This window comes from Leptolyngbya sp. NK1-12, from assembly GCF_032598965.1.
Classification (GTDB): Bacteria; Cyanobacteriota; Cyanobacteriia; order Elainellales; family Elainellaceae; genus Elainella.
In genome coordinates this window covers 3,991,129-4,005,522 of record NZ_CP053586.1, presented here as the reverse complement: position 1 = coordinate 4,005,522, position 14,394 = coordinate 3,991,129, and the positions used below count along the sequence as shown (strand labels likewise).

General features: G+C 50.4%; 8 protein-coding genes. 7 read left to right on the top strand and 1 reads right to left on the bottom strand.

The genetic code is table 11. The features are described 5' to 3' along the window. Positions 1–264 precede the first annotated feature (264 nt). Together HJG54_RS16965 and HJG54_RS16960 are read left to right on the top strand one after the other, a co-directional pair. Positions 265–1,215, top strand: coding sequence for a pentapeptide repeat-containing protein (locus tag HJG54_RS16965; protein WP_316430154.1), 951 nt, complete (start codon positions 265–267; stop codon positions 1,213–1,215). A gap of 1,401 nt (positions 1,216–2,616) precedes the next feature. After that, a complete protein-coding gene (locus tag HJG54_RS16960; protein WP_316430153.1) occupies positions 2,617–3,924 on the top strand; it encodes a glycosyltransferase family 4 protein in 1,308 nt (435 codons plus the stop codon). Between the two features lie 163 nt (positions 3,925–4,087). Here the strand turns inward: HJG54_RS16960 and HJG54_RS16955 are convergent, their stop codons facing one another. After that, positions 4,088–4,729: a pentapeptide repeat-containing protein gene (locus HJG54_RS16955; protein WP_316430151.1), complete on the bottom strand. Its 642-nt coding sequence runs from the start codon at positions 4,727–4,729 to the stop codon at positions 4,088–4,090. Positions 4,730–5,453: 724 nt separating this feature from the next. Between HJG54_RS16955 and HJG54_RS16950 the strand changes: the two genes are divergently transcribed. The 5 genes from HJG54_RS16950 (at position 5,454) to HJG54_RS16930 (ending at position 14,238) form a co-directional block, all read left to right on the top strand. Next, positions 5,454–6,503, top strand: coding sequence for a response regulator (locus HJG54_RS16950; RefSeq protein WP_316430150.1), 1,050 nt, complete (start codon positions 5,454–5,456; stop codon positions 6,501–6,503). A gap of 154 nt (positions 6,504–6,657) precedes the next feature. Next, complete coding sequence (locus HJG54_RS16945; protein ID WP_316430149.1) at positions 6,658–7,020, top strand: response regulator; 363 nt, start codon at positions 6,658–6,660, stop codon at positions 7,018–7,020. Then, on the top strand, positions 6,995–7,522 hold the full coding sequence (locus HJG54_RS16940) for a chemotaxis protein CheW (RefSeq protein WP_316430147.1): 528 nt from the start codon (positions 6,995–6,997) through the stop codon (positions 7,520–7,522). Before HJG54_RS16945 ends, HJG54_RS16940 begins: the two co-directional genes overlap by 26 nt. 119 nt (positions 7,523–7,641) lie before the next feature. Then, complete coding sequence (locus HJG54_RS16935; RefSeq protein ID WP_316430146.1) at positions 7,642–11,067, top strand: GAF domain-containing protein; 3,426 nt, start codon at positions 7,642–7,644, stop codon at positions 11,065–11,067. A gap of 141 nt (positions 11,068–11,208) precedes the next feature. Continuing rightward, complete coding sequence (locus HJG54_RS16930; RefSeq protein ID WP_316430144.1) at positions 11,209–14,238, top strand: response regulator; 3,030 nt, start codon at positions 11,209–11,211, stop codon at positions 14,236–14,238. Positions 14,239–14,394 lie beyond the last annotated feature (156 nt).

Genomic DNA, 14,394 nt, shown 5'->3' with positions numbered 1-14,394 from the left:
TTCGATCAGGTTGTTTCGATACGGTTGATTGATGATTGAATCAGTGCTGCTTCAGCGCAGCGCTAGTTGAAGTTTGGTGTTCCCTGGCGTCTCACATCGCAGAACGATCCCTACCGCTCTACCATTTCGTTGCTGTATTTCAACCCTAGTTCTTCGGAAGCTGCTCGCTGCCGTGGTCAGTGTTGAATTTTCGGGGTGTCTACCAGCTACGGGGTGCCTATTCCAGGTTCTCAGGGCAAGCTGTTTCATGAGGTAGATACCATTATGATGACTAGGAACATCCGCAAAGAGGAAATCGTTTGGCTGTATGAATTAGGTGAAAGGAATTTCAAGCGACAAAACCTCAGAGGCAAAAGTTTTCGCGGCGAAGACCTCTCTGGCACAGATTTCACTGGTTCAGATATTCGAGGAGCTGATTTTACCAATGCGGTGCTCACAGATGCATGTTTTGTCAATGTAACGGCTGGTTTGCAAAAACGCCAGGCCATATTCCTCCTGGTTATCCTGATTAGCTTGGCGCTGTTATTGGGAGTGGCGGCAGGTTTGGTGGGAACTTTAACCGAAGCGAGATTTTTTGCAGGTCAGCAGGCTGATTTGGCCCATCTTGCCTGGGTTACCCCAGTTCTAACGATCACGTTTATCGTTGTCTCCCTGGTTCGCGATATGCGATTGGGCTTTGTTATTTTTGGTTTTGCCCTGTTGGCCGCAACGATGGTAGCGTTTGTCAGCTCTGCAGCAATTCCAGTCATGGGCAGTATTGCTTTGGTGATCACAGTTGATGCGTTGATTACATCTGCAACAGCCGCTGTTAGTATTTTGATGCTTGCAGCTGCGCTAGCTTTTCGGATTGTAGTAGCGCTGGGTGTTGCATGTGCATTCGTGGTCGCTGTTGCATTAACTCTTGCATTAACAGCTACATTCGCATCGAGCGACATTGCACTGATTAGTATTGCATCAACTACTACGGTGGTTTCATTGATTCTGCCATTAAGTGGCTATATGGCATGGCGCACGCTAAAAAACCGTCGTAAGCACATAATCACCTGGGAACTAGCTAATTTTCTGGCAACCCGCTGGGGTACCAGCTTCCGAGGCTGTGATCTAACTAATGCAGATTTCACCAGAGCCATCCTCAAAAGCACAGATTTCAGTCAAGCAGATCTAACGAACACCTGCTGGGACCGCACTATCTGGCGTGGCAATTCGGTTAAATAACGTATTCAGAGCTAACTACCTAAGTAGGTGGGCGCAATGATTGAGAAGACGCATTTCGACTCCGCTCAATGCGCAACTTTTCGGGAAGCAGAGGGTTGAGCGGAGTCGAGACCCGGCATTGTGAAGCGAAGATTAATTTAGCCTACCTACTTATCCAAAGACTCGTCAGGTTTTTGAAATTCAAAAACCCTTTGGGGTTTTCGGATAGACTCTGCCCAATGATAGGGCGCTGGCTCGTTCATTGAAAAACGCCTGCCTAACCCTGGAGTTTTTACGTCCAGGGTTGGCAGGTTTTTCACCATTTTAGATGCTCAATTTTAGATTTTGGATTTATAGCGCTTTTGTGCTGCGTGCATGCTACGCGAATAGGTATAGCCACACTAGGAATTGTAGAAATTAGCAGTAAACAAGCAAAATTTAGACATAGACCATAGGGCAGGTGTCTTGCCAGCAAACCAGATGTGACGCGATGGGTTTGCCAAACCACTGCGAATCATTGTTAACCAACTTACAGCGTTTTTCACTCATGTGAGGTATGGGGTGTGGGGGCTTCGCCCTCACGCAGGGGCACTGCACCCTGTTTTTCGTACTTCACTAGCCTGAAAAAGGCTGTAGCATGGTGGTTTCAAGTAGCCAGTTTCTAAAGACATTGGGCAAGAAACGATGGTGCTGAGCGTTTAAGCACGCTTAGACACAGCCTTTCGGCAAAACTAGCTCTTACAGCCTTTCGGCGAAATTAGCTTCTATCCTTGAGCCTTGCCTCCTCAGCAAACCTCGCGACGATTGAGGAGGGCTATAGGCCGGTTTTACCGTGGTTTTATCGAGATAGATTGGGCCAGTTTAAATTCAAGCTAAATTAGGCTCCGTGAAACTTCTTACGACAGCAACATTTAGTCGGTAAAAACTCGGGTTTCGATTTTAAATTTTTGATTTGACAACGCTAGTTTTAATTAATTTTAAATGATTAGTTAAAATCCAAATTTCCGTCATTTCACCTAATAATAAAAATTGAACTTCTTGCTTAATTTAAAAAAATTTAGCCTCAATTCTCCCACTTTTTTGCTTAGAAATAAATGCCGTGTTCCTACGGTGGGCGTTGTTTGCTGAGAATTATTACACCTGAAGTAATGAAATCGCTGGATATTAGCTGAGCAAAAGCAAACAGGCTATCTAAGAGATTTCAAAAAATGAAAACCTATACCTTTTGATTCTGCTCTAATCGGCTGGTAATCATTCAATTTTGCCATGCATTTCTATTGTGCTTTCATCTTCTCCTATCAATAAAGGTGCATTTTATCTGGTGGAAATTGAATGCAAAACGTTAGAGAGAGCAAAGGAAATATACCTGATCCGACCGGCTGTTTTTAGTTGCTTCGTTCTCTTCTCAAGACTTCTTGACCTATGCGCATTTTGATTTATTCCTACAATTATCATCCTGAACCCATTGGTATTGCACCGCTGATGACCGAGCTAGCTGAAGGATTAGTAGCTAGAGGTCATGATGTACGGGTTGTGACAGGAATGCCTAACTATCCCCAACGTCAAATCTATGAGGATTACAAGGGCAAACTATACTGCACCGAAGAGCGCAACGGAGTCATCATTCAACGGAGCTGCGTCTGGATTCGGCCCAAACCGGGCTTAGTTACCCGTATGCTGCTTGATGGCAGTTTTGTGGTTAGCAGCATGGTGCAGGCATTGCGCGGCTGGCGACCGGATGTAATTTTGCTGACGGTACCGCCACTGCCCGTTTCAGTGCCCGCTGCTTTATTGGGATGGATCTATTCCTGTCCAGTTGTGTTGAACCTGCAAGACATTTTGCCGGATGCGGCTGTGCATGTCGGGTTGATTACTAACAAACAGGCTATTCGGGTGTTTGAAGCGCTGGAAAAATTCGCCTACCGCACGGCCAGTGTAATCAGCGTGATTACTGACGGCTTCACCGAAAACCTCGCGGCCAAAGGCATCTCCAGAGACAAAATTCGCTGTATTCCGAATTGGGTAGACACCAAGTTCATTCGCCCGTTGAGTAAAGAAGGCAATGCCTTCCGCCAAGCCTATGGTCTAGAAGACAAATTCGTCGTGATGTATTCTGGCAATATTGCCTTAACTCAAGGATTAGAAACGGTGATTCGGGCAGCAGCCCAGTTGCAGCATATCCCAGAGATTGTGGTTGTGGTTGTGGGTGAAAAGCAAGCCCTGTCTGCGCTGCGTCAAACCTGTGAAGCGTATGGGGTCCATAATGTGTTGCTGTTGCCGTTTCAGCCGAGGGAACAACTGCCGGAAATGCTGGCTGCCGCCGATGTAGGATTGGTGGTGCAAAAGCGCAATGTGATCTCGTTCAATATGCCTTCAAAAATCCAGGTGTTGCTGGCGAGCGGTCGTCCGATTATTGCGTCGGTGCCACTGACTGGAACGGCAGCTCGTGCGATTCGTCAGAGCGGGGGTGGGGTTGTTGTAGAGCCAGAGCAGCCTGAAGCGTTGGCTGCCGCCGTCCAGGATTTGTATCTCAATCCGGCAAAAGCAAATACATTAGGACAACAAGGTAGAGCCTACGCCACTCAACATTATTCCTTTGATAAAGCCCTGAGCCGCTACGAGGAGTTGTTCTACGATGTCATTTCTCCTTCTGGTTCTCCAGCAAAGGCCTTACCTCAACTCACTACCGACAAGTCTGTGGCTGATGCTATGCCCATCGAACTTCAGTAGAACCTATTCCTAGTCCGTTCCAGCAACTTAGATGGATGGATTATCGCTTAGTCATTTCAGGCTGAACCAGGCAGATTCAACCGCAATCGCTGTCAGCCTGTTTTTTAATGGCAGCAAACTGACTGAGTTGAGTCGTGCTTGCGTTCTGGTTGAACCGCTAATCCTATTCAAAAGCGATCATTGTGTGCAAATTATTAGAGAAAAGGGCACCTTTGGCCGATAAATAGTCCCTGTCTTGTTCAGTCAAACCAAGGTTATCGCAAAATAGCGTTTGCTCGACTTTCGCAGTCCGCCAGTCTGTTTCAGTCAAGATGGCTTCACCTAGATCGGCCCCGATCAAATTAGCAGCAGCCAAGCTAGCTAGGCTTAGATCGGCCAAGCTCAGATCAGCACCGCGTAGGTCGGCGTCTCGTAGGTCAGCCCCATTCAAATTAGCTAACCGCAAATCAGCACCCCGCAAATCGGCCCCAATCAGATTGGCAAGACTGAGGTTTGCGCCACGTAAATCAGCTCCACTCAGGTTAACCTGGCTGAGGTTTGCACCAATCAAATAACTACTGACCAAATCGGCCCCGTTCAGATTCGCTCGCTTCAAGTCAGCGTTGCGCAGATCGGCCTCTCGTAGATCCGCTCCCCTCAGGTCCGCCTCACTTAAATTAGCGCCCATCAACTCGGCACTCATGTTGGGGTTGGTAGCTCGCCACTGGTTCCAAGCAGTAATGCTATATCTTAGGCGGGCAACTTGTTCAGCGGTAGTCTGAATCGCAAGCTGCTTTGCGAGTTCCCAGGTGATTGGTTGATTCACTGTCCAATTCTGCGTTACGTCTATGTAAAAGAGCGGAAGGGACCGATAAACGGATGAAAACCTAGTATCGATAGATTGCTCATTGTTTCCCAGAATAACACCCCTCTTTCAAGCCGTATAGTCTAGAATCTGGGGCAATTACTGTGAAATTTCTATAAAGTTGCTTAAAGTTTGAACACATCTGATAGTCTTGAGTAAAGATGCGAAAGCTCAGTAGGATTACAGAATTAATCTTTTTTTGGTATATTATTTGACTAAATAGTTCGCTGAATTGCGTCAAGTTGTTGATGGAAGTCGGTTGAACCTCTAGTTGAACCTCTAGCCGACTCTGGCTACCTCTGAGCTTTTGTTTGTGTGGATTCCCTTATTCAATGAGTTTAATAGCTATTGATCCAATTGTCTCAGGAAGTTTTGAGATTTCAAAGCTCTGACGGGTGTTGGGTAGGTTCTAAGTCTCGGTCTTCCAAGGCTCGACAGCTAGATCGGGCATGTAAGAGGAGCTGTATGAAAAGCACTTAGCGGTTGACTGTTGATGGCAAATGGAATTCAGTCTCACCTGAGTTTCAGTCCTTACGGTTGATGCAAAGTTGATGGGCAAAGGGTGAGTACCCAAGCTTGAGCGCTGGTCAAGGCTTCGAGTTGGGGAACGGGCACTCTGCCTGAATATGACAAGGCTAGAAAGTCGTTTAAAGAATTTCACAAAGCTTGAACAGGTGTGCTCTTGATGGGACACTACAGATTTTCCAAAGAATATTCCTTACCTCAACTGTTTGCTCAGTTGGTTGAACAGCAAGCGGATGGTTGCTTACATCTTTCGGGTGGCGTTGTCTCCTGGTTTGTCTACTTGAAGCAGGGCAAGCTGCTCTATGCCAGTAACTCCATTGATCCGTTTGGGCGATTTGACCGGTATTTACGCAGGCTCAGCGTGCAAATTCCGTCGCTGGTGAGTGCGATTCGGATTCAGGTGCGCTTGCTATTTGAAGCGCCAAAATTATTGTCTAATGAAGATTCTAGCCTCTGCCGAGATTATCAAGCTATCAATTGGCTGGTCGAGCAGCGCCATCTCAATTTAGCCCAAGCTGCCATTTTGATCGAAGAGTTGGCGAAGGAAGTGATGGAATCGCTGCTCTCGGTGCAGGAAGGAGACTACGAGTTGCTGACAATTGAGCATCTTCCTGTTTTTTGCCAGCTGGATCTGCCGTCGTTGTTGGAATTTTGTCAGAGTCGCTTACGGCAACGGCAGGCCGCTGGACTAACAGCCTCCTCCAGTCGCCCCACCTCATTCAACCCTACCAGCCCCTACTCCCTGTCCACTCTAGCCCAACAGTCGGCTACCGCCATTCGACCCGTTCACCAGCCGATTGCAGAGAAGGAGACAACGGGCCTTCACACCCTGCCTCGCAGCAAGTCGTCTTACACCATTGCCTGCATTGATGATAGTCCCGCCGTTTTGAAGTCGATCAACTCGTTCCTAGACGACGAAAATTTTTCGGTAATTATGATCAACGATCCGGTGAAGGCATTGATGCAGATTATCCGCAGCAAGCCCGATCTGATTTTGCTGGATGTGACGATGCCCAATCTGGATGGGTATGAACTCTGTTCCTTACTGCGCAAACACCCCAGCTTTCGCCAGACGCCGGTAATTATGGTAACGAGCAATACAGGCTTTCTAGATCGGGCTAAAGCCAAGCTAGTGGGAGCCTCAGGGTATTTGACGAAGCCATTCACCCAGCCAGATTTGGTGAAGATGGTATTCAAACACCTGACCTGAAGATAGGCGCTAGCAGGTTAGGCCTTTCAAACTGAGTGGTTTAGCTAAATGTGTTTGCTTAGTTATTCATCTGAATCTTCCACTTAAATTTCGTTTATTTGCGCTATTCCTCCAACTCAATATTCAAAATTCTATTTCACAGAGAGCACTGCGTATGAGCACTGTTTTAGTCGTGGAGGATACTCCCTCTGAACGCCAGCTACTCAGCCATTACCTTCAACAGGGTGGCTATCGCGTTATTGATGTGGACAATGCTAAAGACGCTTTAGATAAAGCGATTGCCCAGAAACCTGATGTCATTGTGACTGACATTGTCATGCCCGGTATGAGCGGGTTTGAACTTTGCCGTAGTCTCAAGCGCCATCCTGCAACAGAACATGTGCCGATTGTGGTTTGCAGTTCCAAAGATCAAGACATCGATCGAATGTGGGGACTCAAACAAGGCGCAACCATTTACATCACCAAACCCTTTACTCGTGAACAATTAATCCATGCAATTGAATCTCTCGTCCACTGAAACTCGCGCTACTCTGGCGATTCCGACTTCTCAGGCCGAAGCCACCTATCTCAAGTTTCGCCTTGATGCAGAAATTCCGGCGGTAATGGCTGTACGTTCGATTCAAGAGGCGTTTATCTTACCAGCCCGTCGGCTAACCACCATGCCCAATATGCCGGCTGCGGTGTTGGGATTAACGAATCGACGCAATCGTGTGCTGTGGGTGGTGGATTTAGCGCAGCTGCTAGGTTTATCGGTGCTTGATGCTACCGTGCAGTCGTACAGTCTGCTGCTGATTCAGGTCGGTGTGGTGCAACTTGGCTTAGCGGTGCAGCGGATTGAGGGCATGGTCCGATTTGCTGCTGATGCCATTCAACCTCCAATTGGGCAGATGAGTGCACTGTTGTTGCCCTATTTGCAAGGCTGTGCCCTTCAGCAGCAAGAAGATAAGCAGGACGTTGTATTGGTACTAGATGCAGAAGCGATTGTGCAAGCGCCAATTCTCAACCAGCACTCAGAATAAAAATTTAAGCAGAATTCAATTCAGAAATTTAGAGGCAGCGCAGTCAATCCAAGCATAATCATAAGATCCTCAAACTAATCTGCTTTCAATATCGCTCCTTGATCACCGTAGGCTTTTCTATGACCACACAATTTCGCAAATCTCCTAATGCTCAGTCTGGGATCAATAACGGATATTCAGATCGATTAAAGGACTTTGCTAAAGCTGTAGATGAAGATATAACTCAAACATCACCACCTGCTTCACGAGAGCGTTTTCACTGCCTGAGCCGATCAGATCAGTTACCGGTTCGGCGTAAAGCACTGCTAGCCCTGATCGCTTCTCAGGTATTTTCGACTGTGGGATTAATGGCCGCCAGTTCAATACCATTAATTTGGGCCGGACGGATGTACCTGAAGCAGCAGGCGCAATCCGAGCTGAGTCTGAGTGAGCAGGCGTATCAGCTAGAACTCGATCAGCTTGCTGCTAACATACGGGCAGAGGCCAGTCACCCAGCTCTAATGGCTGCCGCTAGAGATTACGAGGCCAGCCGGCCCCTGTCACCAGAGCAGGAGCGCGCCGTAAGAGACCAGCTCAAACAGGTGATGGCAGCTCGCGGTATCCAATATCTGACGCTGGTCGGAACCGATAAACGCACCATCGCCAGTACCAATGCTGAACGGAGTGGGACAGCGTTTGATCCAGATGGTTTAATAAGTCGCGTGCTAGCCAATCCCCAAGAACTAAAGACAACTGCTGTAGTCAGCCCACAGCAATCGCTGCCGTTAGCCAATCAGAATGGATTAATTCGCTATGCTGTAGTACCCATGCGCGATCCGGAGACGCAGGCAGTCTTGGCCGTTTTGTTAGCCGGTGATGTGCTCAATCAAGAGAGAGGCATTGAAACCCGAATCGAGTTTGATCAGGGTTACAGCGCAATTTACGCCCGCCAACCCAATGGGTTTGATCTCGTCACCAGTACCCTGTCGGGAGGCCAAATGCCTGAAGGAGCATCAACCGCTTTAGTTCCTTTACCCGATACCACCCTACTCGAAGCTGCGACCAGCGCACCAGCTGGTGAAACCTCCACCCCCGTCAGCCAGCGTTCAGAAATCGCCGGACGCCCCCATATGCTAGTGGCTAAAGCCATCTCAGACGGCAAGGGAAATCCGGTGGCCGTTTTAATACATGGCAAATCAGAGGCACCGCTGCTGCAACTGCTGAAGCTGATTCTGGGATTACAGCTTGCGGTCGGAGCGGTTTTACTATTGCTGAATTTACTTTTAGCGAAATGGTTAGGAAAGTCGCTAGTGAAGCCAGTTGAGAATCTATATAGCATTGTGCTTCAGTTCATTCAAGGAAATCGAAATGTACGAGCTGAGGTATATGCGCAGGATGAGATTGGCGAATTGACTTTAGCATTTAATCGGTTGGCTGAAAGCATTGATCAGTCAGAAGCACTGTTGCAAGAACAGCATGACTCGCAGCAACAAGAAACAGAACATGCCAGGTTACTCACAGCTGTAATGATACAGATTCAGCAATCGCAGGACATTGAAGCGATTCTGAATACGGCAGTTACAGGTGGACGATCATTGCTCCAAGTAGACCGCGTCGTAATTTACCGCTTTAATACCGACTTCACTAGCGGTGAAATTGCGGCTGAATCAATAGGCGAAGGTTGGATCAAAGCATTAGGTAAAACGATCTACGACCCCCTCAATCCAATCTCGCTAGAACGCTACCGTAGCGGCAGGATCTCGATGGTGGAAAATTTGGCTGAAGCCAGCCTGTCCCGTTGCCATTGCGAAATTCTAGAGCGGTTAGAAGTGCAGGCGAACATTGTGGCACCGATTCTGGTGGGCGAGCAGTTGCTGGGATTGCTGTGCGCGCATCAGTGCAGTGGGCCGCGCCGCTGGCAACCCGCTGATGTGGAATTAATGCAGCAGCTTTCGACCCAGGTGGGCTATGCCCTCAACCAAGCCACGCTCCTCCACCAGCAGCAGATGATTGCCGAGCGCGAGCGGTTGCTGAATCAGGCCGTGTCTAAGATGCGGGAAACATTGGAACCGCAGGAAATCTTCAATACGGTCCTGCAAGATACTCGCCAGAGCTTAGCCGCAGACCGCACCGTGGTCTACCTATTCAACCAAAACTGGGAAGGCACGATTGTAGCCGAATCGGTGGCCGATGATTATCTAGCGGCCCTAGGTGCCCAAATTGCCGATCCCTGTTTTGCAGATAAGTATGTGGAGAAATACCGCAAGGGCCGAGTCCAAGCCACCAGCAATATCCGGCAAGCCAACCTGACCGAGTGCCATATCAATCAGTTAGAAGCTTTTCAGGTGAAAGCTAACCTGGTCGCGCCAGTTCTGGTCAAGGGCAAGCTGTTGGGGCTGCTGATTGCGCATCAGTGTAGTGCACCTCGGCAATGGCAGGAGGCTGATATCCGCTTCATGCGGCAAATCGCGATTCAGTTGGGGTTTGCGTTGGAGCAGGCGAATCTATTTAGCCAAAAGGAACAGGCCCGTCTAGAAGCCGAAGCCCTGTCCGAACAGCGGCAGCAGCAAAAAGAGCTATTGCAACAGCAGATCGTGAATTTACTCGGTCATGTCGAGGGAGCAGCTGGCGGCGATTTGACGGTGCGGGCCGAAGTCACAGCCGGAGAACTAGGCACCGTGGCCGACTTTTTCAACGCCATTATCGAAAGCCTGCGGCATATTGTCACCCAGGTGAAGCAATCAGCAATGCAGGTGAATACTGCCCTCGGTCAAAACGAAGATGCGGTACAGCGCTTGGCCGACGAAGCCCAGCAGCAGGCCGAAGAAACGACGCGGATGCTCACTGCTGTGGAACAGATGACTGCCTCGATTCAGGCGGTTGCTCAGAGTGCTCAACAGGCCGCTCAAGTGGCCCGGACCGCATCAGTGACGGCAGAAACCGGCGGCAATGCCATGGATTTAACAGTGCACAACATTCTCAGCCTGCGGGAAACGATTGGGGATACGGCAAAAAAGGTGAAACGACTCGGTGAATCATCCCAACAAATTTCCCGCGTTGTGTCGCTGATCAACCAAATTGCCCTGCAAACGAACCTGCTTGCTATTAACGCAGGCATTGAAGCGGCCCGGGCCGGAGAAGAAGGGCAGGGATTTGCTGTGGTCGCAGAAGAAGTGGGCGATCTGGCCGCTCGCTCTGCCGAGGCGACGCAAGAAATCGAGAAAGTCGTGGCGGCAATTCAGCGGGAGACTAGCCAGGTGGTCGAATCTATGGAGCAGAGCACGGTGCAGGTGGTGGAGGGGACACGACTCGTTGAAGCAGCCAAGCGCAGTTTGCAAGAGATTGTGGAGGTGTCGCGGCAGATCGACCAACTGGTGCAGTCGATTTCGGCGGCTACGGTTTCCCAGGTGGCGACTTCCGAAGCGGTTTCCCAGGTGATGCAGCAGATGACACAAGTGGCAGAACGCACCTCCGATTCGTCACGTCAAGTTTCTACCGCAATTCAGCAGACGGTCGCCATTGCCCAGGAATTGCAGCAGTCGGTTGAGGCATTCAATGTCAGCTAAACATCCATTCAAGTTTTGAGTTTTAAGTTTTGAGTTTTCAGTTTTGAGTTGCGAAACCTTCATAACCCAGCTAGTTAAACATTGTCGGCTGTAATGCAGTTCGAGGGATGTGGGATTAAACCGCAGCACGCAGGAAGGACTATGAGTATGGAGAACATGGATCGGGAGCAAGAAATCCAGCGGCAGTTTCTCGATGAGGCCCAGGAGTACATCCACACGCTGGCAACAGCGTTAGCCAGTCTATCTCAGGGGATCGAAACGGAAACAATCAATGCGGCGCTGCGAGCGGCCCACTCAATTAAGGGCGGAGCGGGCATGATGGGGTTTCCCATCCTCAGTAATCTGGCCCATCGGCTCGAAGATTCCCTCAAGGTGCTGAAGATTCAGAGAAATACGATTACGGTCGATGCCGACCTAGACCATTGGCTGCTGGTAGCAGTGGAGCGGTTGCAGCAGGTGAGCGAGTTCGCCCAGCAGGACCTGCCCCTCGATCCGCAGTGGTTGGCCGAACAGGTCAATCCAGTATTTGATCAGCTTCACGACCGCCTCGGAGAGCCAGAAGCTGAGGATGCCTACTCGATTTTGTCGCCAGAAGACGGGCAGGATGTGCTGCCGCTGCTGTTTCAAACCGAGGTCGAAGACAGTTTGAATCGCTTGGAGCAGGCGTTGCTTCACCATGACCCTGGCTTGACAGAACTGGTCAATAGCCTCACTGAAGAACTGGGCGGTATTGGGGAAATGCTTCAATTGACGGCATTTGTACAGCTCTGTGAGTCGGTCAAGCAGCACCTAACCGCCGTACCTGAACGATTGGGGGAGATTGCCCAGGCAGCCCTACAAAGTTGGCGCCGTTCGCAAGCCCTGATTCTTACCCATCACCTGAACGAACTTCCCAATCGCCTCACAGTGGCTGGAATCTCACTGCCGTCTCCAGACTCGACCGAGGTACTGATAACAGTGGAGCACCTCACCAGCAAAAGTTGGACAACTGACCGGGGGGCATCCCCAACCGAGGAACTGACTGCTGCTCTCAGGCCGGAAATCGAGGAGCCAAATGGCAACCCTGGGCATCCTGATGCGCAACCCATTGTCCACACGACCGCTCCAACCGATCCAAACGTTTTGCCACCCTTGATTAGCCCCATCACTCCAGGCGGACCAGAACTTCAACCCAGTCCAGAAGCAAAGCCGAATTCACCAGCACCTGACGCCTCAGACAATACCGTCCGCGTTTCAATCAAGCAGCTCGACCGGCTGAATGACTTGTTTGGCGAATTAACTATCGAGCGCAACAGCCTTGACCTCAACCTGAAGCGGCTGCGAGGTTTGATGCGCACCTTGACCCAGCGACTGCAAACTCTAGAGCAATCCAATACCCAGCTTCGAGATGTCTACGATCAGGTCGCAGTTGAAAAACCGAATGGGACCAATACACTGCTGTTCTCTTCACTGGCTGGGGGACTGGACGATGTCGCTGACTCCCGCCTCACTCAAGCTGGCCTTGTATCCCGATTCGACGCCTTGGAGCTGGACCGTTATGACGATGTACATTTGCTCTCGCAAGAGGTGATGGAAACCATCGTCCAAATTCAGGAAGTGGCGAGCGATCTGGAACTTGGCCTCGACGAAGCCGAACAAACGGCCCGCGAACTCCACAAAACCGCCCGCCATCTGCAAACTCACCTGACCCAAGTGCGGATGCGCCCCCTCTCAGACATTACGGATCGCTTTCCTCGCGCCCTGCGGGAGTTGGCGTTGCAATACGGTAAGCCCGTGCAGTTCCAGGTCGAGGGAGCCAACACCCTGATCGATCGCCATATCCTCGATGCTTTGAATGAGCCATTGCTGCATCTGGTGCGCAACGCTTTTGATCACGGCATTGAACTCCCGGAGACTCGCCAAGCTTGGGGTAAACCAGAACAGGGCAGAATCACCATCCGCGCCTTCCAGCAAAACAACCGCACTTGGATTACGGTAAGTGACGATGGCGGCGGTATTCCTCTCGATAAAATTCGTGCCCGCGCTCGCCAGATGGGGCTTGATCCAATGCTGTTGGCGGCAGCCAGCGACGAGGAGCTGCTGTCACTGATTTTTGAACCGGGCTTTAGCACCAGCGAGCAGGTGACGGCCCTCTCCGGTCGCGGTATTGGTATGGATGTGGTCCGCCAGCGGTTACGGCAAGTGCAGGGTGAGATTAGCGTCGATACCCAGGCTGGCCTTGGTACCACGTTTATGCTTTCAGTGCCGTTTACGCTGTCGGTGATGCGGGTGCTGATTGCCGAAAGCAATGGCTTTTTGATGGCTTTCCCCACCACTACAATTCAGGAAATGCTGATGCTGGCCCCAGAACAGGTGATTACCACAGCCGGCAATCTAGCCTTTAGCTGGCACGACACAATGGTGCAGCTGATTCGTTTGAAGCAATGGCTGAAATTTTCCGGTCCCCGGCCCCTCGATAATCTGGAGGGAACAGCCGTGGTCAGCCTACCTACCGTTTTGTTGGTGTCCCAGGGCAGCCAGATTGTGGGCTTAGAAGTGGATCGCTGCTGGGGTGAACAGGAGGTGGCGATTCGCACCATTCAAGGTGGTCCGCCTCTGCCTGCTGGGTTCAGTCACGGCACAATTTTGGGCGATGGGCGAGTGGTGCCGCTGGTTAGCGTACCGGATTTGCTGCGCTGGTTAACCACCTGTCAACGTTCCCAGATTGATGCGTCTACTGATGCTGCTTTTGTCCCTGCCACTCCGCCCCAAGCGCTGACCTTTCCCCGGTCCTTCCAGGCAAATTTGCTGCCTGCCACTGCGCGTACCGTATTGATTGTGGACGATTCGATCAATGTGCGGCGGTTTCTGGCTCTGACTCTAGAAAAAGCTGGCTACCAGGTGATCCAGGCCAAGGATGGGCAGGAAGCGTTAGACAAACTAGCCAGCGACATTGCCGTCCAAGCGATTGTTTGCGACATCGAAATGCCCCGATTGGATGGCTACGGCTTCCTAGCCCGACTGAAGGCTAACCCCGCCTACGACCAGATTCCCGTTGCCATGCTCACCACCCGCAGCAGCGACAAACATCGCCAACTTGCCCTTAGCCTGGGTGCCACGGCCTACTTCTCTAAGCCCTTTAACGAACAGGTGCTGCTGCAAGCGCTAGAGAAAATGGTAGCTGTGGGCTAAGCTTGCCTCTAGCGGATTTGCTTGATTCGGCAACCCGCCCGTGACGGTTGCGAAAGTTGATCTAGAATAAAGGCACCCAGATAGAAACGCCAAATTTGAAATTAGGTTTACCTGAAGTTCTGCTTTTTTCCCAGTTCTTTGAGATCAAGACCTTAA

Bases quoted from the DNA above. Each gene is read 5' to 3' on its own strand.
- HJG54_RS16965 (WP_316430154.1), top strand. From the start codon at position 265: ATGATGACTAGGAACATCCGCAAAGAGGAAATCGTTTGGCTGTATGAA.
- HJG54_RS16960 (WP_316430153.1), top strand. From the start codon at position 2,617: ATGCGCATTTTGATTTATTCCTACAATTATCATCCTGAACCCATTGGT.
- HJG54_RS16950 (WP_316430150.1), top strand. From the start codon at position 5,454: ATGGGACACTACAGATTTTCCAAAGAATATTCCTTACCTCAACTGTTT.
- HJG54_RS16945 (WP_316430149.1), top strand. From the start codon at position 6,658: ATGAGCACTGTTTTAGTCGTGGAGGATACTCCCTCTGAACGCCAGCTA.
- HJG54_RS16940 (WP_316430147.1), top strand. From the start codon at position 6,995: ATGCAATTGAATCTCTCGTCCACTGAAACTCGCGCTACTCTGGCGATT.
- HJG54_RS16935 (WP_316430146.1), top strand. From the start codon at position 7,642: ATGACCACACAATTTCGCAAATCTCCTAATGCTCAGTCTGGGATCAAT.
- HJG54_RS16930 (WP_316430144.1), top strand. From the start codon at position 11,209: ATGAGTATGGAGAACATGGATCGGGAGCAAGAAATCCAGCGGCAGTTT.